This is a genomic window from Antarctobacter albus (genome assembly GCF_900101505.1).
GTDB classification, from domain to species: domain Bacteria; phylum Pseudomonadota; class Alphaproteobacteria; order Rhodobacterales; family Rhodobacteraceae; genus Antarctobacter; species Antarctobacter albus.
The window spans coordinates 1-22,857 of record NZ_FMZI01000015.1 but is presented as its reverse complement, the minus strand read 5'-3'; the positions used below and the strand labels follow the sequence as shown (position 1 = coordinate 22,857).

General features: G+C 64.4%; 25 protein-coding genes. 18 read left to right on the top strand and 7 right to left on the bottom strand.

The features are described from left to right. Positions 1–44 precede the first annotated feature (44 nt). The 11 genes from BLQ71_RS21075 to BLQ71_RS21025 all read left to right on the top strand — a co-directional run bounded on the left by BLQ71_RS21075 (position 45) and on the right by BLQ71_RS21025 (position 11,207). Positions 45–629 (top strand): thioredoxin family protein, encoded by a 585-nt coding sequence (locus BLQ71_RS21075; RefSeq protein ID WP_074623135.1) that lies wholly within the window; start codon positions 45–47, stop codon positions 627–629. 408 nt (positions 630–1,037) lie between these two features. After that, positions 1,038–1,514, top strand: a complete 477-nt coding sequence (gene soxX, locus BLQ71_RS21070; RefSeq protein WP_043144582.1) for a sulfur oxidation c-type cytochrome SoxX — start codon at positions 1,038–1,040, stop codon at positions 1,512–1,514. A 25-nt stretch (positions 1,515–1,539) separates the two neighbouring features. After that, the gene (gene soxY / locus BLQ71_RS21065) at positions 1,540–1,974 is read left to right on the top strand and encodes a thiosulfate oxidation carrier protein SoxY (protein ID WP_043144738.1); all 435 of its coding nucleotides are present in this window, start codon (positions 1,540–1,542) and stop codon (positions 1,972–1,974) included. 31 nt (positions 1,975–2,005) lie between these two features. Next, positions 2,006–2,335, top strand: a complete 330-nt coding sequence (gene soxZ / locus BLQ71_RS21060; RefSeq protein ID WP_043144581.1) for a thiosulfate oxidation carrier complex protein SoxZ — start codon at positions 2,006–2,008, stop codon at positions 2,333–2,335. Positions 2,336–2,398: 63 nt separating this feature from the next. Then, positions 2,399–3,250: a sulfur oxidation c-type cytochrome SoxA gene (gene soxA, locus BLQ71_RS21055; RefSeq protein ID WP_069208137.1), complete on the top strand. Its 852-nt coding sequence runs from the start codon at positions 2,399–2,401 to the stop codon at positions 3,248–3,250. A gap of 97 nt (positions 3,251–3,347) precedes the next feature. After that, the gene (gene soxB, locus BLQ71_RS21050) at positions 3,348–5,045 is read left to right on the top strand and encodes a thiosulfohydrolase SoxB (RefSeq protein ID WP_043144579.1); all 1,698 of its coding nucleotides are present in this window, start codon (positions 3,348–3,350) and stop codon (positions 5,043–5,045) included. Positions 5,046–5,138: 93 nt separating this feature from the next. Further along, a complete protein-coding gene (gene soxC / locus BLQ71_RS21045) occupies positions 5,139–6,416 on the top strand; it encodes a sulfite dehydrogenase (RefSeq protein ID WP_088702479.1) in 1,278 nt (425 codons plus the stop codon). After that, a complete protein-coding gene (locus BLQ71_RS21040) occupies positions 6,400–7,644 on the top strand; it encodes a c-type cytochrome (RefSeq protein WP_074623133.1) in 1,245 nt (414 codons plus the stop codon). Before soxC ends, BLQ71_RS21040 begins: the two co-directional genes overlap by 17 nt. A gap of 10 nt (positions 7,645–7,654) precedes the next feature. Continuing rightward, the gene (locus BLQ71_RS21035) at positions 7,655–8,371 is read left to right on the top strand and encodes a c-type cytochrome (protein WP_074623132.1); all 717 of its coding nucleotides are present in this window, start codon (positions 7,655–7,657) and stop codon (positions 8,369–8,371) included. 436 nt (positions 8,372–8,807) lie between these two features. Continuing rightward, a complete protein-coding gene (locus BLQ71_RS21030; RefSeq protein ID WP_069208168.1) occupies positions 8,808–10,073 on the top strand; it encodes an NAD(P)/FAD-dependent oxidoreductase in 1,266 nt (421 codons plus the stop codon). A 216-nt stretch (positions 10,074–10,289) separates the two neighbouring features. Next, entirely contained in the window at positions 10,290–11,207 is a 918-nt protein-coding gene (locus tag BLQ71_RS21025) for a cation diffusion facilitator family transporter (protein ID WP_074623186.1), read from the top strand. A 3-nt stretch (positions 11,208–11,210) separates the two neighbouring features. Here the strand turns inward: BLQ71_RS21025 and BLQ71_RS21020 are convergent, their stop codons facing one another. Next, the gene (locus tag BLQ71_RS21020) at positions 11,211–12,410 is read right to left on the bottom strand and encodes an FAD-binding domain-containing protein (RefSeq protein WP_074623131.1); all 1,200 of its coding nucleotides are present in this window, start codon (positions 12,408–12,410) and stop codon (positions 11,211–11,213) included. Positions 12,411–12,569: 159 nt separating this feature from the next. Here BLQ71_RS21020 and BLQ71_RS21015 point away from each other — a divergent pair, with 159 nt between their 5' ends. The 3 genes from BLQ71_RS21015 to BLQ71_RS21005 all read left to right on the top strand — a co-directional run bounded on the left by BLQ71_RS21015 (position 12,570) and on the right by BLQ71_RS21005 (position 15,068). Next, positions 12,570–13,205, top strand: coding sequence for an ATP-dependent Clp protease proteolytic subunit (locus BLQ71_RS21015; RefSeq protein WP_043144571.1), 636 nt, complete (start codon positions 12,570–12,572; stop codon positions 13,203–13,205). Between the two features lie 166 nt (positions 13,206–13,371). Continuing rightward, a complete protein-coding gene (clpX, locus tag BLQ71_RS21010; RefSeq protein WP_043144570.1) occupies positions 13,372–14,637 on the top strand; it encodes an ATP-dependent Clp protease ATP-binding subunit ClpX in 1,266 nt (421 codons plus the stop codon). A 71-nt stretch (positions 14,638–14,708) separates the two neighbouring features. Then, the gene (locus BLQ71_RS21005; RefSeq protein ID WP_043144569.1) at positions 14,709–15,068 is read left to right on the top strand and encodes a RidA family protein; all 360 of its coding nucleotides are present in this window, start codon (positions 14,709–14,711) and stop codon (positions 15,066–15,068) included. 30 nt (positions 15,069–15,098) lie between these two features. Here the strand turns inward: BLQ71_RS21005 and BLQ71_RS21000 are convergent, their stop codons facing one another. Continuing rightward, positions 15,099–16,874: an FkbM family methyltransferase gene (locus BLQ71_RS21000; RefSeq protein ID WP_074623130.1), complete on the bottom strand. Its 1,776-nt coding sequence runs from the start codon at positions 16,872–16,874 to the stop codon at positions 15,099–15,101. Between the two features lie 192 nt (positions 16,875–17,066). Between BLQ71_RS21000 and BLQ71_RS20995 the strand changes: the two genes are divergently transcribed. Genes BLQ71_RS20995 through BLQ71_RS20985 form a run of 3 tightly spaced genes read left to right on the top strand, consistent with a single transcriptional unit; the run spans position 17,067 to position 18,258 of the window. Then, positions 17,067–17,450: an NADH:ubiquinone oxidoreductase subunit NDUFA12 gene (locus tag BLQ71_RS20995; RefSeq protein WP_043144566.1), complete on the top strand. Its 384-nt coding sequence runs from the start codon at positions 17,067–17,069 to the stop codon at positions 17,448–17,450. After that, positions 17,447–17,899, top strand: a complete 453-nt coding sequence (gene mlaD / locus BLQ71_RS20990; protein WP_043144565.1) for an outer membrane lipid asymmetry maintenance protein MlaD — start codon at positions 17,447–17,449, stop codon at positions 17,897–17,899. The genes BLQ71_RS20995 and mlaD overlap by 4 nt, the downstream gene beginning before the upstream one ends. Continuing rightward, positions 17,896–18,258 (top strand): DUF2155 domain-containing protein, encoded by a 363-nt coding sequence (locus BLQ71_RS20985; protein ID WP_043144564.1) that lies wholly within the window; start codon positions 17,896–17,898, stop codon positions 18,256–18,258. Before mlaD ends, BLQ71_RS20985 begins: the two co-directional genes overlap by 4 nt. A 62-nt stretch (positions 18,259–18,320) precedes the next feature. On the opposite strand, the gene aat is transcribed toward BLQ71_RS20985, so the two are convergent. From aat to BLQ71_RS20965, 4 genes are all read right to left on the bottom strand, one after another. After that, positions 18,321–18,956 (bottom strand): leucyl/phenylalanyl-tRNA--protein transferase, encoded by a 636-nt coding sequence (gene aat / locus BLQ71_RS20980; protein WP_074623185.1) that lies wholly within the window; start codon positions 18,954–18,956, stop codon positions 18,321–18,323. Positions 18,957–19,080: 124 nt separating this feature from the next. Next, positions 19,081–20,430: an acetyl-CoA carboxylase biotin carboxylase subunit gene (gene accC / locus BLQ71_RS20975; RefSeq protein ID WP_043144563.1), complete on the bottom strand. Its 1,350-nt coding sequence runs from the start codon at positions 20,428–20,430 to the stop codon at positions 19,081–19,083. 4 nt (positions 20,431–20,434) lie between these two features. Then, positions 20,435–20,929, bottom strand: a complete 495-nt coding sequence (accB, locus tag BLQ71_RS20970; RefSeq protein ID WP_043144562.1) for an acetyl-CoA carboxylase biotin carboxyl carrier protein — start codon at positions 20,927–20,929, stop codon at positions 20,435–20,437. A gap of 161 nt (positions 20,930–21,090) precedes the next feature. Next, entirely contained in the window at positions 21,091–21,477 is a 387-nt protein-coding gene (locus BLQ71_RS20965; RefSeq protein WP_074623129.1) for a hypothetical protein, read from the bottom strand. Positions 21,478–21,724: 247 nt separating this feature from the next. On the opposite strand from BLQ71_RS20965, the gene BLQ71_RS20960 reads away from it, so the two are divergent. Continuing rightward, a complete protein-coding gene (locus BLQ71_RS20960; protein ID WP_083342326.1) occupies positions 21,725–22,279 on the top strand; it encodes a DUF2202 domain-containing protein in 555 nt (184 codons plus the stop codon). An 82-nt stretch (positions 22,280–22,361) separates the two neighbouring features. On the opposite strand, the gene BLQ71_RS20955 is transcribed toward BLQ71_RS20960, so the two are convergent. Continuing rightward, positions 22,362–22,857 (bottom strand): AMP-binding enzyme (locus tag BLQ71_RS20955; protein ID WP_139168481.1); only part of this gene is annotated, 496 nt, incomplete at its 5' end.

Sequence of the window (22,857 nt, the reverse complement as noted above, 5' to 3'; positions counted from 1 at the left end):
GGGACCGTCAGGGTCCGGCCGCGCAAAGTGAGAGGAGACAAGCGATGAAGACCTGGATCGGCGCGGCCCTGGCCGTGCTCATGGCGCTGCCGGTGGCGGCGCAACAGATGGGCGATGACGGCCTCTACAAGAACCCCTGGATGCGCGACACTTTCAAGGACCTGCGCGAGGATCTTGACGAGGCAAACGCAGAGGGCAAACGGCTTGTCCTCTTCTTCGAGCAGCGTGGCTGCATCTACTGCAAGAAGATGCACGAGGAGGTCTTCACCGACCCCGAGGTTTCGGAGTTTATCGCCGAGAACTACTTTGTCGTGCAGCTGAACCTGCATGGCAGCACCGAGGTGACGGATTTCGACGGCGAGGTGCTGCAAGAACGGGAAATGGCCCGCAAGTGGCGCGTGTTGTTCACCCCGACCATCGTTTTCCTGCCCGAGGACGTGCCCGAGGGTATGACCGCGATGGACGCGCAGGTCGCGGTGATGCCGGGTGCCTTCTCCAAGGGCACGTCGCTGGACATGTTCACCTGGGTGGCCGAGAAACGTTACGAGATCCAGGACGAGACCGGCGAGGATTTCCAGCGCTACCATGCGCGCCGCATCCAGGAGCGCGACAACGGCAAGTTCGACTGAAACTGTCGGGATCGATTCGACGATGGTCGCAATTGACCGTTCCGGGGTGGGTCTGAGCGTGACCCACACCGACTGCCTCGAAAACGGGCGAAGAAAGGCGGGGTGCAACCCAGGATTGCGCCTCGCCATGACTCAAAGGCGCTGGGAAAGCGTTGGCGAAGATGCCGGGCTGGGTGGGCGCGGACTTGCGCAACTTTCTGACAAATAAAGGTAAAAATCAGCTCCCCCTTGGCCAGAGGCCAGGTGATCCAGCTTTGGCGGCCAATGCGGCATGCGACCAAACGGAGCAATAATTCATATCCGTGAATTTGTTGTTGCGTTCGTGCAACCCTGTGGCCTACGGTATACGCTAATAGCGATGAGCGAAGGTCCGATCTCAATGTCGGGTCGCAAGCCTAGGGAGGGAACATGAGGCTTACAGCAATCACCGCAGCGGTGGCCCTGGTGGCCGGTGCCGCATTTGCGGAAACCGTCGCCCCCGATGACGTTGTGTACGGCGAATACGGCGAAGTGAACGCATCCCTGACAGGTGTGCCGGGCGATGCGGACAACGGTCTTGTGGTGTTTTCGACCAAGTCCAAGGGCAACTGCGTGTCCTGTCACGCCGTGGCCCAGCTTCCCGATGTGCCCTTCCAGGGCGAAGTCGGCCCCGAGCTGACCTGGACCGGCGAGGCCCGTACCGCAGAGGAACTGCGCGGCATCGTGGCCAACGCCAAGCACACTTTCGAGGGCACCGTTATGCCCGCATTCTACAAGACTTCCGGTTTCATCCGTCCGGGTGACGGATACACCGGCAAGGCCCCCGAGGGCGATCTGCCGCCGATCCTGTCGGCGCAGGACGTCGAAGATTTGGTCGCCTTCCTTCTGACTCTCAAAGAAGAGTGACCGGGTTTATCTGAGGAGAAACATGATGGACTTCACGAGACGTGACACGCTGGCGCTCGGCGCCGGTGCCACCGCGATGGCCCTGCTTCCGCTGAGCGCATTTGCACAGGCCGACCCGAATGCCGAACTCGTCGGCGCCCCCGACGATTTCCTGGCCGGTGCCGATGCCGCCGCCGGTGACCTGACGCTGACCGCGCCGGAAATCGCCGAGAACGGCAACACCGTTCCGATCTCTGTCGACGCCCCCGGCGCCGTCGAGGTACGCGTATATGCGCTGGGCAACCCGACCCCGGGCGTGGCCACCTTCCGCTTCGGCCCGCTCGCCGGGTCGCAGGCCGCATCCACCCGTATCCGCCTTGCCGGCACCCAGGACGTGCAGGCCATCGCCAAGATGGCGGACGGCAGCTACCAGACCGCGATGAAGACCGTGAAGGTCACCATCGGCGGCTGCGGCGGCTGATCCTGCGGCTAACCTAGAGGAGTTCTGAGAAATGGCATCTGGTGTCAAACCCCGCGTCAAGGCCCCCAAGAAGGCATCCGCCGGTGAGGTCGTGACCATCAAGACCCTGATTTCCCACAAGATGGAATCGGGTCAGCGCAAGGACAGCTCGGGCAACGTAATCCCGCGCTCGATCATCAATCGCTTCACCTGCGACTTCAATGGCGAGAACGTCATTGACGTCGTGCTGGCCCCGGCGATCTCGACCAACCCGTACTTCGAATTCGATGCGACCATCCCGGAAGCAGGCGATCTGAAGTTCACCTGGTACGACGATGACGGCGACGTCTACGAAGAGACCAAGTCGGTCGCAGTCGGCTGACCAGAAGAGCTAGTCCTGCCCCGCACACCGCGGGGCAGGATCGCCAATCGGGAGGGTAACAACATGAAATTCAAGGCAATGACGGCTGTCGCCGCACTGCTGTTTGCGCCCGCGGCCTTCGCGGGCGGTGCCGACGACGACACGCTGATCGTCAACGGCGACATCGAGATGACGACCAAGGCTCCGGCGCCCGCCCACCTGGACGGTGTTCTGGACGAGATCATCTCGGGCTGGCACTTTCGCTCGGACGAAACCCAGCAGCTTCAGGCCGACGACTTCGAGAACCAGGGTATGATCTTCGTCGACCAGGCGATGGACATCTGGAACACGGCTGAGGGGTCCGAAGGCAAGGCATGTTCGGATTGTCACGCCGACCCTGCCGACAGCATGGCCGGTGTTGCTGCGACCTATCCCAAGTGGAACGAGGACGCCGGCGAGCTGCGCACCGTGCAGATGCAGGTCAACGACTGCCGCGTGAACCGCATGGGCGCCGACGCCTGGAAGTATGACGCCACCGATGCCGTCTCGATGGAGGCGATGATCGCCTCGCATTCGCGCGGCATGCCGGTGAACGTCGCCATCGACGGTCCGGTTGCCGATGCCTGGGAAAAGGGCAAGGAAATCTACTACACGCGCTACGGCCAGCTCGAGCTTGCCTGCGCCTCCTGCCACGAGGAAAACTACGGCAACTACATCCGTGCCGACCACCTCAGCCAGGGCCAGATCAACGGTTTCCCGACATACCGTCTGAAGAATGCCAAACTGAACGGCGCTCACAGCCGCTTCAAGGGCTGCATCCGGGACACCCGCGCAGAAACCTTCAGCCCGGGTTCGGACGAATTCATCGCGCTTGAGCTTTACGTCAAGTCGCGTGGCAACGGCCTGTCGGTCGAAGGCCCCTCCGTCCGTAACTGAATAAACGACCCCGCGTCAGGTGACTGGCGCGGGGTTTCTTCATTCTAACAAATTCACACATGCGCATGTGTGTCATGAGACAGAAAGACCCCTCCCCATGATCTCAAGACGCGATTTCCTGCAGGTGAGTATGGCGGCCTCGGCGATGCTCGGGACTTCCGGTTTTGGCAACTGGGCCCGGCTCGCCGCCCAGCAGAGCCTGACGCAGGACCAGCTTCTGCAATTCGACACCTTTGGCAACGTCAGCCTGATCCACGTCACCGACATCCATGCGCAGCTGATGCCGATCTACTTCCGCGAGCCTTCGGTCAACATCGGGGTCGGTGGCAACCGTGGCGCTGTCCCGCATGTCACCGGTTCGGATTTCCGCAAGCTCTACGGCATCGAGGACGGGTCGCGCTCTCATTACGCGCTGTCCTCCGGCGATTTCAGCGCCTTGGCGCAGGCCTATGGCAAGGTCGGCGGCATGGACCGGGTCGCCACCGTGGTGAACGCCATCCGTGCGGATCGTCCCGATGCCCTGCTGCTGGACGGCGGCGATACCTGGCACGGCTCTTACACCTGCTACCACTCCGAGGGGCAGGACATGGTCAACGTGATGAACGGGCTGAAACCCGACGCGATGACATTCCACTGGGAATTCACCCTGGGCACCGACCGTGTGACCGAACTGGTCGAGGGTCTGCCCTTTGCCGCATTGGGTCAGAACATCTTTGACGCCGAGTGGGACGAGCCCTCGGAGCTGTTCAAACCCTACCAGTTCTTCGAACGCGGCGGCGTCAAGATTGCCGTCATCGGTCAGGCCTTCCCCTACATGCCGATCGCCAACCCGCGCTGGATGTTCCCGGAATTCTCCTTCGGTATCCGCGACGAGAACATGCAGGCAATGGTCGACGAGGTGCGCGCGCAGGGGGCCGAACTGGTCGTCTGCCTCAGCCACAACGGGTTTGACGTCGACAAGAAGATGGCCTCGAAGGTCACCGGTATCGACGTGATCCTGACCGGCCATACCCATGACGCGCTGCCGGAACCGGTGCTGGTGGGCGAGACGATCCTGATCGCCTCCGGCTCCAACGGCAAATTCGTCTCCCGCGTCGATCTCGACGTGCGCGATGGCCGCATGATGGGCTTCCGCCACAAGCTGATCCCGATCTTCTCGGACGTGATCGCGCCCGACCCGCAGATGGCCACCCTGATCGAAGAGCAGCGCGCGCCTTACAAGGCGGACCTCGAAGAGGTGATCGGCCAGACCGACTCGCTGCTTTATCGCCGCGGCAACTTCAACGGCACCTGGGACGACCTGATCTGCGACGCCCTGCTGAGCGAGCGCGAGGCTGACATCGCCATGTCGCCTGGCGTCCGCTGGGGGCCGTCGCTGATCCCGGGCGATGACATCACCCGCGAGGACATCTGGAACGTCACCAGCATGACCTACGGCAAGGCTTACCGGTCCGAGATGACCGGCGAGTTCATCAAGGTCATCCTCGAGGACGTGGCTGACAACATCTTCAACCCCGATCCCTACTACCAGCAGGGCGGCGACATGGTCCGCATCGGGGGCATGGGCTACCGCTGTGACGTGAACAAGCCGCAGGGCGAACGGATCTCGGACATGGTGCTGCTCAGCACCGGCGAGGCCATCGACCCGGCCAAGAACTACGTGGTCGCGGGCTGGGCCTCGGTCAACGAGGGGACCGAGGGGCCGCAGATCTGGGATGTGGTCGAAAACCATATCCGCAAGCAGGGCACGGTTTCGATCCAGCCCCGTGACAATGTCGAAGTGGTTGGCGCCTGAACGCAACCACGTTTTTCCGGCGGGTCTCGGCCCGCCGAAATTCTCGCCAAGTCATTCACATAGATGAATGAAATGATCCGTAAGGAGAACGCAATGAGCAAGGAAACGAAAGGCACCTCCCGCCGCCAGTTCCTGACCCGTGCCGCGGCGCTGGGGGCAGGGGCCGTGGCCGCCACGGGCGCCCGCGCCGCCGGTCCCGACCCGCTGATCACCGAAGTGCAGGACTGGGCGTCCGGCTTTGGCCACGGCGTTGACGAGGTCCCCTATGGCCTGCCGATCAAGTTCGAGGACGACGTCATCCGCCGCAACGTGGAATGGCTGACCGCCGACACGATCTCGTCGATCAACTTCACCCCGATCCACGCGCTGGACGGGACGATCACGCCGCAGGGCTGCGCCTTCGAACGCCACCACTCGGGCGCCATCGAGCTGTCCAAGCCGGATTTCCGGCTGATGATCAACGGCCTCGTGGACCAGCCGCTGGTCTTTACCTATGACGACCTGGAACGCTTTCCGCGCGAACAGCACGTCTATTTCTGCGAATGCGCGGCCAACACAGGCATGGAATGGGCGGGCGCGCAGCTGAACGGCGCCCAGTTCACCCACGGCATGATCCACAACATGGAATACACCGGCGTCCCGCTGCGCACCCTGCTGGCCGAGGCCGGGCTGGATGCCGCGGGCGACCTCAAGGACAAGTGGGTCTATGTCGAGGGCGCCGATGCCTCCTCCAACGGGCGTTCGATCCCGATGGAAAAGGCGATGGACGATGTCCTGGTGGCCTTCAAGGCCAATGGCGAAGCCCTGCGCAAGGAGCACGGCTACCCGGTGCGCCTTGTCGTGCCCGGTTGGGAAGGCAACATGTGGGTCAAGTGGCTGCGCCGTGTCGAGGTCATGGATGGCCCGGTGGAAAGCCGTGAGGAGACCTCGAAATACACCGACACGCTGGCCGACGGCACCTCGCGCAAGTGGACCTGGGTCATGGATGCGAAATCCGTCGTCACCTCGCCCAGCCCGCAGGCGCCGATCAAGCACGGGCATGGTCCGGTGGTCATCACCGGCATGGCCTGGTCCGGTCACGGCAAGATCACCCGCGTCGATGTCTCCAAGGATGGCGGCATGACATGGGAAACCGCGCGTCTCGCCTCCGAAGGCCAGGACAAGGCTCTGACCCGATTCTACCTGGACACCACTTGGGAAGGCGAGGAATGGCTGCTTCAGTCGCGCGCCATCGACGAGACGGGCTATGTCCAGCCGACCAAGGCTCAACTGCGTGATGTGCGCGGCCTGAACTCCATCTACCACAACAACTGCATCCAGACCTGGCACGTCAAAGCCAACGGGGAGGCCGAAAATGTCGAAGTCTCTTAATCTCTACGTCGGCACCATTGCAGGCGTCGGCCTGATGCTGGTCGCCGCCTACAACTTTGCCGACCGCAATGTTGCGGATTTCCCGGACAACCCGCAGATGCTGGGCGAACTTCCGGCGCCGATTCCCGAGCCAGAGGCCCCGGTCAAGACCGCCGCTGCCCCGGAGGCCCTGGACGGCGGCATCATCGGTGCCGCCCATGCGGACAACGGCGACACCAAGGGCCTGCGCTTTGGCCTGGGCCGCGGCGCGCTGCCCGAGGAAATCGCCGCCTGGAACCTCGACGTCAGCCCCGACGGCACCGGCCTGCCGGCGGGCAGCGGCAATGCTTTTGACGGCGAAGCGATCTTCGAGGAACAATGCGCGGTCTGCCACGGCTCCTTTGCCGAGGGCGTGGGCAACTGGCCCAAGCTGGCAGGCGGTGACGGCACACTGGCGGATGAGGACCCGCTCAAGACCGTGGGCTCTTACTGGCCCTATACCTCGACCGTCTGGGACTACGTCCACCGCTCGATGCCTTTCGGCAACGCGCAGTCGCTGTCGGTTGATGATACCTATGCCATCGTGGCCTACATCCTCTACTCGAACGACATCATCGACGACGAGTTCGAGCTGAACCAGGACACGCTGCCCGAGGTGGTGCTGCCCAACGCGGATGGTTTCATCGTCGATGACCGGGCCGAGACCGAATACAGCAAGTGGCGGACTGAGCCTTGCATGGAAAACTGCAAGGACGGTCCGGTCGAGATCACCATGCGCGCGACCGTTCTGGACGTGACGCCCGAAGAAGCGGTTGAAGAACCCGCCGCGACCGATCCGGCCCCGGAGCCGGCCGCCGCCGTGGACCCGGCCCCGGAACCCGCTGCCGAACCGGCGGCAGACCCTGCCGCGGCCCCTGCCGCAACTGGCGCGCCGGACCCGGAACTGGTCGCGGCTGGCGAAAAGGTCTTCAATAAGTGCAAGGCCTGCCACCAGATCGGTGACGGCGCCAAGGATCGCGTCGGTCCGCAGCTCAATGGCATCGTCGGACGCGAAATCGGCTCTGTCGAGGGGTTCAAGTACTCCAACACGATGGGTAGCATGGGCGGCGCCTGGGATGCAGAGACTCTGGCGGCTTTCCTTGCTGATCCGCGTGGCACCGTGAAAGGCACCAAGATGGCCTTTGCCGGCCTGCGCAAGGACTCGGATGTCGAGGCGCTGATCGCCTATCTTTCGTCCTTCTCACAATAGGACGCATGACATGATGAAGAGGCTGATTATAACGGCCCTCGTCGCGCTGGCCCCCCTCGTGGGGCCAGCAACCGCAGAGGAGGAGGCCCAGCTCATCGGCGATGCCGAGCGCGGGGAAGACCTGTTTCGTCAATGCATCGGGTGCCACCAGATCGGCCCCGGCGCAAAGAACCGCATCGGCCCGCATCTCAACGGCATCTTCGGACGTCGGGCGGGCAGCCTCGAGGGGTTCGATTATTCCAAGTCGATGGAACGCGCCCACGGCGACGGTCTGACGTGGGAATACGAAACGCTCGATGCCTACATCCAGAACCCACGCGTGCTGATTTCGGGCACGCGCATGTCCTACCGGGGCATGAGGGACGAACAGGACCGGCATGATGTCCTGGCCTACCTGCGCGCCTTTAGCGCGAACCCGCAGGACATCCCGGAATCCGCGCCGACTGCCGTGGCGCGCGAGGTCGAACTGCCGCCCGAGATCCTGGCGATCGTGGGCGATGTGGCCTATGGCGAATACCTGGCTTCGGAATGCCTGACCTGCCACAAGCGGGATGGCTCGGATGAGGGCATCCCCTCGATCGTGAAATGGCCGGAAGAAGATTTCGTCATCGCCATGCATGCGTACAAGCGCAAGTTGCGTCCGCACCCGGTTATGCAGATGATGGCCGGGAGACTCAGCGATGAGGAGATCGCGGCGCTGGCTGCCTACTTCGCAACCATAGAATGATCGCAGGTTGACCACGGGAGGGTCGGGTATTCCGCAATTGAGCGAAGGCATTCCACAGGCAAGAGTGGCGGTGCAGGACGGAACGTCCTGCCGCGGAGGTGCGCATTTCACCACCGCGCCCGTTGTTCAGGCCAGGGCCCGCATGGCCCCGTGCCAAGTGGATGGTGTTTCTCATGCGGATGTCCTTTGCTCTTCGTATCCTGATGCTGGGCGCGCTCCTGGCGCTGGCGGCGTTCTTCGGCCTCCTGCCGAGTTGATCCCGCCGGGCCAACGCGCCCCAAAGACCTTTCCTTTACCCGATGCGCCCCGCGCCGGCCTCACTGGCCGCGCGGGGTTCGTCGTTTGAGGGAGAGACCCGCGCGCGCACTTTCTGGGAGCAAAAAGGGGAGGGGCTGCGCGCCAATAAAAGAGATTGTCCAACAATGAGGAGACGGACATGACTTTGAACAGACGCACTTTTCTGGGAACTGCCGCGGCAGCGGCCTCGCTTTCGGCACCGATGGTGCAGGCGGCCGGTCACGGCATGCCGCGCGTCGTGGTGATCGGCGGCGGCGCCGGTGGTGCCACCGCCGCGCGTTATATCGCCAAGGACAGCCAGGGCGAAATCAACGTGACCCTGATCGAACCCACGCGCACCTATTACACCTGCTTCTTTTCCAACCTCTACATCGGGGGGTTCCGCGACCTGCAATCCATCGCCCATGACTACGGCACGCTGGCCGCGGACTACGGGATCAACGTGGTGCACGACTGGGCGGTGGGCGTCGACCGGGATGCAAAGACCGTGTCGCTGGCCGGTGGCGGCAGCGTGCCTTACGACCGGCTGGTGATCTCTCCCGGCATCGACTTCGTCGATGGGGCGGTGCCGGGCTGGGACCTGTCGGCGCAGACCGCCATGCCGCATGCCTACAAGGCAGGGACGCAGACCGCCCTCCTGAAGGCACAGATCGAATCCATGCCCGAGGGTGGCACCTATGTCATGGTCGCGCCGCCCAACCCCTACCGCTGCCCGCCGGGCCCCTATGAGCGGATCTCGATGGTGGCCCATGTGCTGAAAGAGCGGAACCCGACGGCCAAGATCCTCATCGCCGACCCCAAGGCCAAATTCTCGAAACAGGCACTGTTCGAGGAAGGCTGGCAAAAGCACTACGGTGGCATGATCGAACGCATCGGCCCGGACTTTGGCGGCGGCAACGTCTCTGTGAACCCGGACACGATGGAGGTCGACATCGACGGCGAGGTGGTCAAGGCGGATGTCTGCAACGTCATCCCGGCGCAGAAGGCGGGCACGATCTGTGCCGCCGCCGGGCTGACCGAGGGCAACTGGGCGCCAGTGGACGGCCATTCGATGGTTTCCCGCATGGATGAGAACGTCTACATCCTTGGCGACGCCACCAACCAGGGTGACATGCCGAAATCCGGCTTCTCCGCCAATTCGCAGGCCAAAGTCGCGGCGATGGCGGTGCGTGGCGCGCTGACCGGCAGCCGCGTTTTCCCGGCCAAATACTCGAACACCTGCTGGTCTTTGATCTCGACGGACGACGGCATCAAGGTCGGCGCGGCCTACGAGGCGACCGACGAGAAGATCGCCAGCGTGTCCAGCTTTGTCAGCCAGACGGGTGAGGACGCGGCCATGCGCAAGGCGACCTATGAGGAAAGCATCGGCTGGTACGCCGGGATCACCTCGGACATGTTCGGTTGATCCTGTGAGGATATGACAGTTCGGATCGCCGCGCCTTGCGGCGCGGCGATCCGCCGGGGGCTTTGCCCCCGGGCCCCCAGAGGTATTTGAAGCCCAAAGAAACACAGGGCGCGGGCCTGCTGGCGGGCGGTGCGCGACGTCCTGCCGCTGTGCTCGCCGGTCCCGGCGCGCGGCGCGCCGGTTGACCTTTCGCGGCAAAGCGCGCTTGTTCTGACCATGCCCCACGGACATCACCATCATCACCACCATGTCGATCCCGAGGCGGGCGATGCCCGCATGGCTGCGGCCGTCGGCGTGAACCTGTTGCTGACCCTGGCGCAGGTCGTCGGCGGTGTCCTGTCCGGCTCGCTGGCGATGATCGCCGATGCGCTGCACAATTTCTCGGACGCGGCCAGCCTGCTGATTGCGGCCCTGGCCCGGCGCATCGCGCGCCGGCCGGCGGATTCCGACATGACCTTCGGCTATGGCCGGGCCGAGGTCGTGGCGGCACTGATCAACCTCACGACGCTGATCGTGATCGGGATGTACCTGGTCTACGAGGCGGTCCTGCGGTTCTTCGACCCGCAGGAGGTGATCGGCTGGCTGGTCATCGTCATCGCGGCCGTGGCGCTGGTGATCGACCTTGCAACCGCCGCGCTGACCTACACCATGTCCAAGACCAGCGTGAACATCCGCGCCGCCTTTCTGCACAACATTGCCGATGCGATGGGATCATTGGCCGTGATCCTGGCCGGGGTGTTGATCTGGGCCTTTGGCTGGGTCTGGGTGGATCCGGCGATCACGCTGCTGATCGCGGGCTACATCCTCTGGATGGCCTGGAGCGAGATCGGCGGCGTCATCCGTATCCTGATGCTGGGCAGCCCGCCGCGACTGGCGCCGGAAAGCGTGCTGGCCACCGCCGAGGCGGTGGAGGGCGTCGCCGGGTTGCACCATGCGCATCTGTGGCAGATGGATGAACACCAGACCGCCCTGCAGGCCCACATGGTGATCGAAACCGGCGCCTGGGGGCGGGCGGATACGATCAAGCAAACCGTGAAAGCCCGGCTGGAGGAGGCGCATGGCCTGACCCATGTCACGCTTGAGATGGAATGCGCCGCGCATATCTGTTCCGGCGTGCAAAGGATCGGTCACTGAGCGTCAGGCGGGGAGGTCCAGGGCCGCCAGCAGTGAGGGGATGGACTTGCGGAACTTGAAGAAGCCCGCCCTGGCATGGGGCCAGGCCCGCGCATCGTAGGGGCGCAACAACTGCACCACGTTGTCCAGCTCCTGCAGGATCTCGGCCACCGGACCTGTCGGCGCATAGGCGGTGACGATCTGTTCGGCGCCCAGTTCCGCGGCCATCGCGGCAATATCCCCTGCGGTCCGCGCGGGCCGGGTGGGGCCAAGCTGCGCCTGCCAGCGATCCGCCGTCTCCTGCACCAGATCGGCGCGGAACCGCGTGACCTGCGGCGCCGGATCCAACGGGCTGAGCCGCGCGCCCGAGGTCAGCAGAGCCGTTCCTGCCGGGCGCAGGCCCTGGTCCAGCAGCCAGCCGGGCGACAGGTCATCCTCGTGCAGCACGAAGAGTGTCGGCAGGTCTGCCTCCATCCGCCCGCCTGCAGGCGGCGACAGAGGCGGCGGCGGGGGCGGGCCATCCAGTGGCGCGGCGGCCGTGTTCAATTCATCATGAGCGGGGGTGAACCGGCCTTCGGTGAAGCGGGCGATATTGTCGGGCTGTGCCACATAGGCCTTGCCGCGCGTCTGTAGCCCGGCCACCCATCGCCAGCTCAGCGTGTTCGAGGCGGGATCGCCGTCCAGAAGATGTCGCAGGAAGAAATCCGCACCCAGTTCCCAGGGCAATTGCAGGGTGAAAATCCAGATCGAGGCAAACCACATCCGGGCGTGGTTGTGCAGATAACCGGTCCGGCCCAGTTCCTGCGCCCAGGTGTCGAAACAGTCGAGGCCCGTTTCACCGGTACAGGCCGCCTGCCAGCGTTGCCGCAGGCCGCCTTCGCTTTGCACCCGGTCGATCTGGCGCAAAAGTTGCGACCGGTAGCTCTGCCAGATGGAGGGCCGCAGTTCCAGCCACCCCTTCCAGTACGTCCGCCAGAACACTTCCTGGATGAATTTGTCCGCCGTTTCCTGGGAATGTCGCGCAAGGACCGCGTGCAGAACCTCTTCTTCCGTCAGGACGCGGTGTCGGAGGTAGGGCGAAAGCTGTGACACCGCGTGGTGCCGCCCCGGGCCGAGGTCGAAAATTCGTCGCGTGGCATAGCGCGCGCCGGCCTCGGGCACGAAGCGGTGCAGTGCCGCTAGCGCGGCGGCATGAGTGGGAGGGAAGGGGGGCGTGGCGGACATGATCCCATAGCTAGCAGGGGCGGACGGGTTTCAAGGCCCGGTCATGTGGCCGGACGCGTTTTCCCCGGCGCCCCTTGCAGCCCCCCAAGGGCGATACTAAGACTCAGGTAACCTTCACGCGTTACCACCGTCCAACAAAGCATCTTCAGGCAGGCACATATGAACGATCCGATCGAGACCTACATGAACCTCGTCCCCATGGTGGTCGAACAGACCAGCCGCGGGGAACGGGCCTATGACATCTTCTCGCGCCTGCTGAAGGAGCGGATCATCTTCGTGAACGGGCCGGTCCACGACGGCATGTCGTCGCTGATCGTGGCGCAGTTGCTGCACCTCGAGGCGGAAAACCCGTCCAAGGAAATCTCGATGTACATCAACAGCCCTGGCGGTGTCGTCACCTCGGGCCTGTCGATCTACGACACCATGCAGTACATCAAGCCCAAGGTCTCGACCCTGGTCATCGGCCAGGCCGCTTCGATGGGCTCGCTGCTGCTGACCGCCGGCGCCAAGGACATGCGTTTCTCGCTGCCCAACAGCCGCATTATGGTCCACCAGCCCTCGGGCGGCTACCAGGGCCAGGCAACCGACATCATGATTCACGCCGAAGAGACGCTGAAACTGAAACGGCGGCTGAACGAGATCTACGTGAAACACACCGGCCAGACCTACGAGGCGGTCGAAAGCGCGCTGGAGCGCGACAACTTCATGGATGCCGAGCGGGCCAAGGAGTGGGGGCTGATCGACGAGATCGTGACCTCACGCGTGGTCGACGGCGAAAGCGGCGGCGACGCCTGATTAAGCGCCCCGGTCCGCTGGGCGGGCCGGGGCGAATTTTCGGATTGTCGCGCCCGACCACGTGGCCTAAGCTGTCCGAACACTGGCAGCAGGCGGCGTTGTGGGGGCGCAAGGGCCGGTCGCCGGCGAAGCAGGAAACCGGGATAAACCGGGAAAGGTGCGACTGATGGCAACGAATTCAGGCGGCGATAGCAAGAACACGCTCTATTGCAGCTTCTGCGGCAAGAGCCAGCATGAAGTCCGCAAGCTGATTGCAGGCCCCACCGTATTCATCTGCGATGAATGCGTCGAACTGTGCATGGACATCATCCGCGAGGAGACCAAGGGGGCCGGGCTGAAGTCCTCCGAGGGCGTGCCGACCCCGCGCGAGATCTGCGAGGTGCTGGACGATTACGTCATCGGCCAGGCCACCGCGAAACGCGTGCTCTCCGTCGCGGTTCACAACCACTACAAGCGTCTGAACCACGCTCAGAAATCCTCGGATATCGAGCTGGCGAAATCCAACATCCTGCTGATCGGTCCCACCGGCTGCGGCAAGACGTTGTTGGCTCAGACGCTGGCGCGTATTCTCGATGTGCCTTTCACGATGGCCGATGCCACCACGCTGACCGAGGCCGGTTACGTGGGTGAGGATGTCGAGAACATCATTCTCAAGCTGTTGCAGGCGTCGGAATACAACGTCGAACGCGCGCAGCGCGGCATCGTCTACATCGACGAGGTCGACAAGATCACCCGCAAGTCGGAAAACCCCTCGATCACCCGCGACGTGTCGGGCGAGGGCGTGCAGCAGGCGCTGCTGAAACTGATGGAAGGCACCGTCGCCTCCGTGCCGCCACAGGGCGGGCGCAAGCATCCGCAGCAGGAATTCCTGCAGGTGGACACGACGAATATCCTCTTCATCTGCGGTGGCGCCTTTGCCGGTCTCGACCGGATCATCGCCCAGCGGGGCAAAGGGTCGGCGATGGGCTTTGGCGCCGACGTGCGCGACAATGACGATCGCGGCGTGGGTGAGGTTTTCAAGGACCTCGAACCCGAGGACCTGCTGAAATTCGGCCTGATCCCGGAATTCGTAGGCCGTCTGCCCGTCATCGCCACGCTCGAGGATCTGGACGAGGATGCGCTTGTCACCATCCTGACCCAGCCCAAGAACGCCCTGGTCAAGCAGTACCAGCGCCTGTTCGAGATGGAGGACACCAAGCTCGACTTCACCGATGATGCGCTTTCGGCCATCGCCAAGAAGGCGATCGAGCGCAAGACCGGTGCGCGCGGGTTGCGCTCGATCCTCGAAGGGATCCTTTTGGACACCATGTTCGAACTGCCGGGCATGGAAGAGGTGACAGAGGTCGTCGTGAACGAGGAATCGGTGACATCCGAGGCCAAGCCGCTGATGATCTACGCCGACCAGAAAAAAGAAGGCGCCTCCGCGGGCTGAACTCCGCGAGGCAAACCACAAGCGTAGGGCGGGGTTTTACCCCGCCTTTCCTTTGTTCAGGGAACCAGACAATGACTATCACACGCATCTCCTCGGGCAGTCCTTTCGAGGAAAAGATCGGCTATAGCCGCGCCGTCGTCGCGGGCGGATTTGTCCATGTGGCCGGCACGGTGGGGCAGGGCGACACGGTCGAGGACCAGTGCCGCGCCGCACTTGCCACGATTTCGCAGGCGCTGGAAAAGGCGGGCAGCAGCCTCGCGGACGCGGTGCGTGTCACCTACTACCTGCCGGATCGGCACGAGTTCGAACCCTGCTGGCCAATCCTGCGCGAGGCCTTTGGGGACAACCCGCCCGCCGCCACGATGGTGGAATGCGCGCTGATCGACCCGAAGTACCGGATCGAGATCGAACTGACGACGCTTGCCCGTTAGGTCATTCAGGGCCGGGGAGGTGTTCCCGGCTCAGCCCGCCAGCCTCGCGTCATCCTCCATGAGGGTATAACCGCTGCCCAGTTCGGCCCGCATCTCGGCCTCGTCCGGCTGCTCCCAGCGAGGGCCGGGCGCGACAAAGCCGTTTGCGATGAGCGCGGCCTGCACGGCGGCGAAGTCCGGCTCTCCAACTGCCAGTCGCTTGCGTACCTCGCCCTCGGGCATCCAGGCCCGTCGCAGCGTCTCTATCCAGAGCGGCGCGCGGCCTGAAAAGCTTTCCAGGTGCGTAGAGATGTGTCGTGTCGCCCCTGACCGCCGCCGCAGGATCATCGCCACCTGCTGATCGGGCCGCGCCACGAAGGCCAGGAAATGCAAGGCCGAGCCTTCTGCCGCCACGATCTGTTTCGCCGCCTTGTACCGGGCCACCTGTTCGGCCAGGGAATGCGCCTGCGGGTGGAAGATCTCGTAGCCTTCTTCGGCCAGCCGTGCCTCGAGCTGCGCCTCCCCCAGGAGAGACCCGCGTCCGGCCCCCAGCCGCGACCGGCTGATATACAGCCTCGAAGGCCCTTCCGGCGCCACGTCCCGAGCAAAGCGCAGCGCAATCGTCTCGATGAACCGATCCGTGCCTCGGCTGATGTCGCCCAGGCCAAAGCCCTGTCCCGGCACGATCAGTTCGTCCGGCACACAAGGAACCCGCGCTTCGCGGATCGGCAGGCCACATCCCATCAGGTCCAGGAACTCGCGATGAAACGCGGGCGGCGGATCGGTGACGCCCGGGTTTTTCGGGGCGAACAGGATACCGTCAAACCCCGACTGGTCGATATGTTCCAGCGCCCAGAGCCGGGTGACGCTCTCTGTCACGAAATGCGGAAAATAGCGCCACAGCACCCCGCCCCAAAGCCAGCGTCCCGGCAGGCGCTCTGCCTGAGCGGGCCGCGCAGGGGGCGGTGTCAGCAGGCGTGCGTTGCGCCAGGTCGCGGCATGCGGCACCACCTGTCCCGCGCCTGTCAGCACGCCGGACGGCTGGATATGCGACCGATGCGCCGGCGGCACCACCACCGGGTGTTTCAGCCGTGCGATCTGGCAGGACCAGCCGCCGACGGGGCTGGGCGGTTCCATCCGTACGATATTGCGCGTGCAGGTCCAGACGAACCGGGTCGAAAGTTTTTCGTCCTTCTGAAACCCCAGCGCGCGCAGCCGGTCCTTGCAGGTCTTGGCGCCGTCCTTGCCATAGACGCCGGGATGAAATTCGATCACCACCGCGCGGATTCCATGCAGCCGGGCGTGTTCCAGGAATTCCAGCTCGCCGCCCTCGATATCCATGATCAGCACGTCGGGGCGAAACTCACGCAGTACCTCGTCCAGCGCGGCGGTCGGCACCTCGACCGGGCGCGTCTGCCGGTTGTCCGCGTCCACCAGGGACGAGCCGAGGAAGGAGTTGCGCAGGTAGAAGGTGCGGGTTTCCGGCCGGTCCGGACCACACATCAGGATCTGGTTGCGCAACTCGATCCGGTCCTCAAGGCCATTCAGCGCGTGCAGCGCGCGGATGTGGGGCACAAGCGCCGGGTTTGCCTCAAAGCTCAGCACGGCAGCGGGCGCGGCATTCCGCGCGATCACGGCGCTCACCACGCCCAGTCCCGCCCCCAGTTCCAACACCCTGTCGCCGGGCCGCACCACCGCCAGGGCGCCTGCGACCTCGTCGCCTTCGTAGCGGCCCTCGGACATCCGGCGCACGCGGGTTTCCGTCAGAAAGGGCGAGGCGGGCACGTCCACCCCCCGGCATCGTGCCGCGACTGTCACCTTGTCCATTGCTGCTCGCCCGTTGTTCATTGTTCTGGGGTGCCTCCAGACTGACGCGGCTTTGTGTTAACAATATGTTCACCATTCTCACCGGCCCAGCAAATTCGCCACAGGCGGTAAACGGCGCGCCTGCGTCATGGCGGGCACTGGACCCCGTGCCGTGAATTCGCCATAAGAGGCATCAGAATACAGGAGTCGTTCATGGGCATTCTCAACACCCTTCTGCGCGCCGTGACCTGGTGGAACGGCGCCACGCTCAACACCCTGATCTACACCAGCCGCAAGGGCGTGAAGGTCGGCGAGGATGAGCAGGGCAACAGCTTTTACCGGACCCGTGACGGCAAGAAGCGCTGGGTGATCTTCAATGGCGAAGCCGAGGCAAGCCGCGTCAGCCCCGATTGGCATGGCTGGCTGCACTACACCTTCGACGAGCCGCCCACCGACAAGCCGCTGCCCCACAAGACCTGGGAAAAGCCGCACAGCGAGAACCTGACCGGCACCGCGCTGGCCTATGCGCCCGCGGGCAGCATCCGGCGCGAGGCCCCGGCAGAGCGTCGCGATTACGAGGCCTGGTCGCCCGAATGACCCATTCCGTGGCCGAAGTGGTCGTGGGCGGCGCCGTTCTGGCGGCGGCGCTGGCCTTTGGCGCCTACACCGTTCAAAGCACCGGTTTCGCCCTTGGCTCGCAGGGGTATGAGCTGAGCGCCTCCTTCCGTTCGGTCGAGGGCATCAGTGTCGGCACTGACGTACGCCTTGCGGGTGTCAAGGTCGGCACCGTCACGGGGATCGAGCTGAACCCTCAGAGCTATCGCGCCGACACGACCGTGGTGATCGACGACCATGTCCTGGTGCCCCATCTCAGCGTGATCGCGATCGCCTCGGAAGGGCTGCTGGGCGGCAACTTCGTCGAGATTTCGCCCGGCGGCGGACTGGACAACTACCAGCCGGGGGATGAGATCCTGGATACCCAGGGCTCTGTCAGCCTGCTGACCATGCTGATGCGTTACATCGGTGGGGAAGGCGATCAGCAATGATCGCCCGCGCGTTGGCCGTGATGCTTGCGCTCACTGCACCCGCCCTGGCGCAGGAGCAGACGGAGACAGGGACCGGCGCGGTGTTGCGCGGGCTGGACAAGCTGAATGCCAAGGTCAGCGACATTACCCTGCAGAACGGCGAGGCCACCGTCCTTGGCCTGATCGAAATCGCGCTAAAGGAATGTCGTTACCCGCAGGACGACCCCTCGGGTGATGCCTATGCCTTTCTGACCATCCGCGAGGCGGGCGTGGCAAAACCGCTCTTTTCGGGCTGGATGATCGCCTCGTCCCCGGCGCTGAACGCGATGGACCACGCGCGCTATGACGTCTGGGTCATGCGCTGCACCCTGCCTGAGTAATTCCGCGCATCCTCTGAGCCATCGCTGGACCATCTGGTGCGTGCGCCGGGATCGGGTCGGGGTCAGCCGGAGGGCCGGAGGTGGGCCACCACCTCGGCGCCAGAGCCGGCCAGCGGCTGCGACCGGAGGTCGGCGGGCCGTTTCAGCGCCTCGGACAGTTGCATGCGATAGGCGTGCCGCGTGATCTCGATCCCGCCCAGGCTGGCCAGGTGCGGGGTCAGGAACTGGGTATCGAACAGGACGAATCCCGTGCGCCTCAACAGGTCCACCAGCCAGGCCAGCGCGATCTTGGAGGCATCCGTGCGGCGCGAGAACATCGACTCGCCGCAATAGGCCGCGCCCACCGTCACGCCGTAGACCCCGCCCACCAGCGCGCCTTCCATCCAGACTTCCAGCGAATGTGCGTGCCCCTGCGCGAAAAGCGCGTGGTAGAGATCGCGGATCTCGGAGTTGATCCAGGTTTCTTCGCGGTCGGCACAGCCGTCGATCACACCCGAGAAATCGGCATTCAGCGTCACCTGGTAGTCGTCGCGCCGCAGGCGTTTCGCCAAGCTGCGCGAGACCCGGAACCCCTCCAGCGGCAGCACGCCACGCCGCCGCGGATCGACCCAGAAGATATCCGGATCGTCGCGCCGTTCGGCCATCGGAAAGATTCCGGTGCGGTAGGCCTGCAGGAGAAGTTCGGGGGTGACACTCATGACGGCGGGATAGTCGCCTGTCGTGACGTGGCCCGCCATGCGACCCGCCGTCCCGCAGTCCGTGTGCGGGCGGCGGTGTCGAGGGGGGAGGCCCCGGCGCAGGGCCGGGGCAGGGCGGCCCGGCTCATTCCAGCCCGCCGGCCTCCAGCCATTTTTCCAGCCAGTGAATGTTGTATTCGCCGGTGTGGATGTCCTTTTCGCGCAAGAGCGCATGGAACAGCGGCACGGTGGTGTCGATCCCGTCCACGATCAGCTCACCCAGGGCGCGGTTCAGACGCGCCAGCGCCTCAGGCCGGTCACGTCCATGCACGATCAACTTGCCGATCAGGCTGTCGTAATAAGGCGGGATACGATAGCCGTCATAGAGCGCGGAGTCCATCCGCACGCCAAGTCCGCCCGGCGCGTGGAAATGCGAGATCGTGCCCGGCGAGGGCCGAAATTCGGGCAGTTTCTCGGCGTTGATGCGGACCTCGATGGCATGGCCGTTGATCTGCAGGTCGTCCTGGGTAAAGGAAAGCGGTTGACCGGCGGCGACAAGGATCTGTTCCCGCACCAGGTCGACACCAAAGATGCCCTCTGTCACCGGATGTTCCACCTGCAGGCGGGTGTTCATCTCGATGAAGTAGAACTCGCCATCCTCGTAGAGGAATTCGATCGTGCCGGCGCCGCGATACCCCATCTTGGCGACCGCATTGGCGCAGATCGCGCCGATGTGGGCCCGTTCCTCGGGGCTGATCGACGGGCCGGGGGCCTCTTCGAACACCTTCTGGTGACGGCGCTGCAGGGAACAGTCGCGTTCGCCCAGGTGAACGCCGCCGCCCTGGCCGTCGCCAAAGACCTGGATCTCGATGTGGCGCGGGCGCTGCAGGTATTTCTCGATATAGACCTCGTCGTTGCCGAAGGCCGCCTTGGCCTCGGCCCGCGCGGTCTGATAGGCGCGCGCCATCTCGTCTTCGTCGCGGGCAACCTTCATGCCGCGCCCGCCACCGCCGGCGGTGGCCTTGACGATGACCGGATAGCCAAAGCTGGCGCCGATTTCCTTGGCTTCTTCGACGCTGGCAACGCCACCCTCGGAGCCGGGCACAACCGGGATGCCCAGGTCCTTTGCCGTCTCCTTGGCAGTGATCTTGTCACCCATCGTGCGGATATGCTCTGCCGAGGGGCCAATGAAGGTGATGTCGTGGTCTTCGACGATCTGCACGAAACGGGCGTTTTCCGACAGGAAGCCATAGCCCGGGTGGATCATCGTGGCGCCCGTCACCTCGCAGGCCGAGATGATGGCCGGGATCGAAAGATAACTGTCGGGCGAGGGCGCGGGGCCGATGCAGATGGTCTCGTCCGCCATGCGAACGTGCATGGCGTCGGCATCGGCGGTGGAATGCACAGCGACCGAGGGGATGCCCATTTCGCGGCAGGCCCGGATGACACGCAGCGCGATCTCGCCGCGGTTGGCGATCAGGATCTTGTGGGTCATGCGCTTACTCGAGGATGACCAGCGGGGCGCCGTATTCGACGGGCGCGCCGTCCTCGACGAGGATGCGCTTGACGGTGCCTGCGCGGGGGGCGGGAATGTGGTTCATGGTCTTCATCGCCTCGACGATCAGCAGCGTGTCGCCTTCCTTGACCGTCGTGCCGACCGAGATGAAGGAATCCGCGCCCGGTTCGGGCTGCATGTAGACGGTGCCGACCATCGGCGAGGTCACAGCGCCGGGATGGGCGGCGGGATCTTCGGGCATCACCTCTGCCGAGGCAGCGGGCGCCGCAGCGGCCGGTGCGGGGGCGGCGGCGACCGGGGCAGGGGCGGCAACGGGGGCCGGTGCGGCCACTGTCGTGGCTCGGCTGATGCGCACTTGCAGGCTGTCGTCGTCACCGTATTCGCGCATGACCTCCAGCTCTGTCAGGTCGTTATCCTGCAGGAGTTCCGCCAGGGCCTTGATAAAGGCCACATCCGCATCGGACTTGTTCTCGCTCATGCCATCCTCGCCATGTCCACCTGCCCGTTACCGATCACATCGGCGGGCTCAGCGCGCTTATAGGGTATGGCGCGGGCGGTGAAAAGCGATGCCGCGCAGGATTGCCGCTCGGTTTCGCCCTGCCACGCGGCATTGCCGGGCCGGCATGCCCGGAGGGGGGATCAGTCGCGCTGTCCGTCAGCCGGACCGGCTGTGCGGGCGGCCTGCTCGTCGGAGCGTGATTCCCCCGGGTCCGCGCCGGTGTCCGCGGCACTTTCGGCGGCATCGGCGACCGTGGTGGGCGGGGCCTGTTCCTCCAGCATGCGGCTGATGGCGATTTGCATGATCGAGGGCGGCGCGGTGTTGGCGTCGGGGTCAGGCTCACCGTTGACGGCACGCCAGAACTTGGCCGGTGCCTGCCCTTCGCGCAGACCGGCCTCCGGGTCGCGGGCGTCGGCAATGGGTTTTACCCGGGTCTCGCTCGCGGGATCGCGCGGGACATCGGGCAGCCCCTGCGGATGGCCCGTGACCTGCGGCGCCGTCAGCAGAGGTGTTGCAGTGACTTGCATTAGGCTGCTCCGTTTTCAGAGCGCCCCCACCACAAGAAGGGTAGCACCGCCGGTGTTTCCGCGCAGCGGGTTTGGTCGAATTGAGAAGAGAATCCGCTCATGGAAAGGCATTGGCGGGCAATTGCCGGGTTTCGGCGGTTTTCGGCGAATTTGCGCAAACGTGTGGGGATTTTAAACTTTTCAAAACACATTCCGACAACAATATGTGAAGTGGACGCGCAAGACCAGATACGTTGAGGCTACCAGCATGAAACAAGCACAGTGGAAATTCGGCGGGACCCAGGCTCGCTTTGGCGCGGGCGGATCGCAAGGCGGCCAGGACGGGGGTATGCAGGGCGGTGATGCCACCGTCGTGACCGAAGTCACCTATAGCGATGAGGTCCTGGCCGAACTGATCTACATGATCGAGGAGGAAAAGCTGGCGGGCGATGTCTACGAGGCCTTCTACGAGATGTATGGCCTGAAGATCTTTGACAATATCGCTACCTCCGAAGACCGGCATTTCGATGCCCTGATCGCCCAGGCCGAGGCATTGGGCCTCGACACGGATCAGTTCGTCTTCAACCAGCCGGGCGCCTTCGAGGACGCGGAACTGCAGGCGCTCTACGACGAGATGATCGCCACGGGGTCCCTGTCCGTGACCGACGCGCTGGAGGTGGGCGCCGCCATCGAGACCAAGGACATGGACGATATCGCCGCCGCCATCGAAGTGGCCGAGGGAACGGCCCTGGCCGATGTCTACGAGAACCTGCTGGCCGGCTCGGCCAACCACCTCGAGGCCTTCGAGGCGCTGCTGGCCTGACCTGCCTCGGCAAAGGAAAAAGCCGCCGGGATGTCCCGGCGGCTTCTGGTGTCGGGACGCCCCGCGGCCGGGGCGTGCGCGATCACTTGTTCATACGATTTTCGATGAGGTCGTCGACGACGGAAGGGTCGGCGAGGGTGGAGGTGTCGCCGAGGGCGCCGTAGTCGTTCTCGGCGATCTTGCGCAGGATGCGGCGCATGATCTTGCCGGAGCGGGTCTTGGGCAGGCCCGGGGCCCACTGGATCAGGTCGGGCGAGGCGATGGGGCCGATTTCCGTGCGGACCCAGGTGCGCAGCTCCTTGCGCAGCTCCTCGGTCGGCTCGACGCCGTTCATCAGGGTGACGTAGCAGTAGATGCCCTGGCCCTTGATCTCGTGCGGGTAGCCGACGACCGCCGCCTCGGCGACCTTTTCATGCGCGACCAGCGCCGATTCCACCTCGGCGGTGCCCATCCGGTGCCCCGAGACGTTGATCACGTCGTCGACCCGGCCGGTGATCCAGTAATCGCCATCGGCGTCGCGGCGGCAGCCGTCGCCGGAGAAGTAATAGCCCTTGTAGTCCGAGAAATAGGTCTTCTCG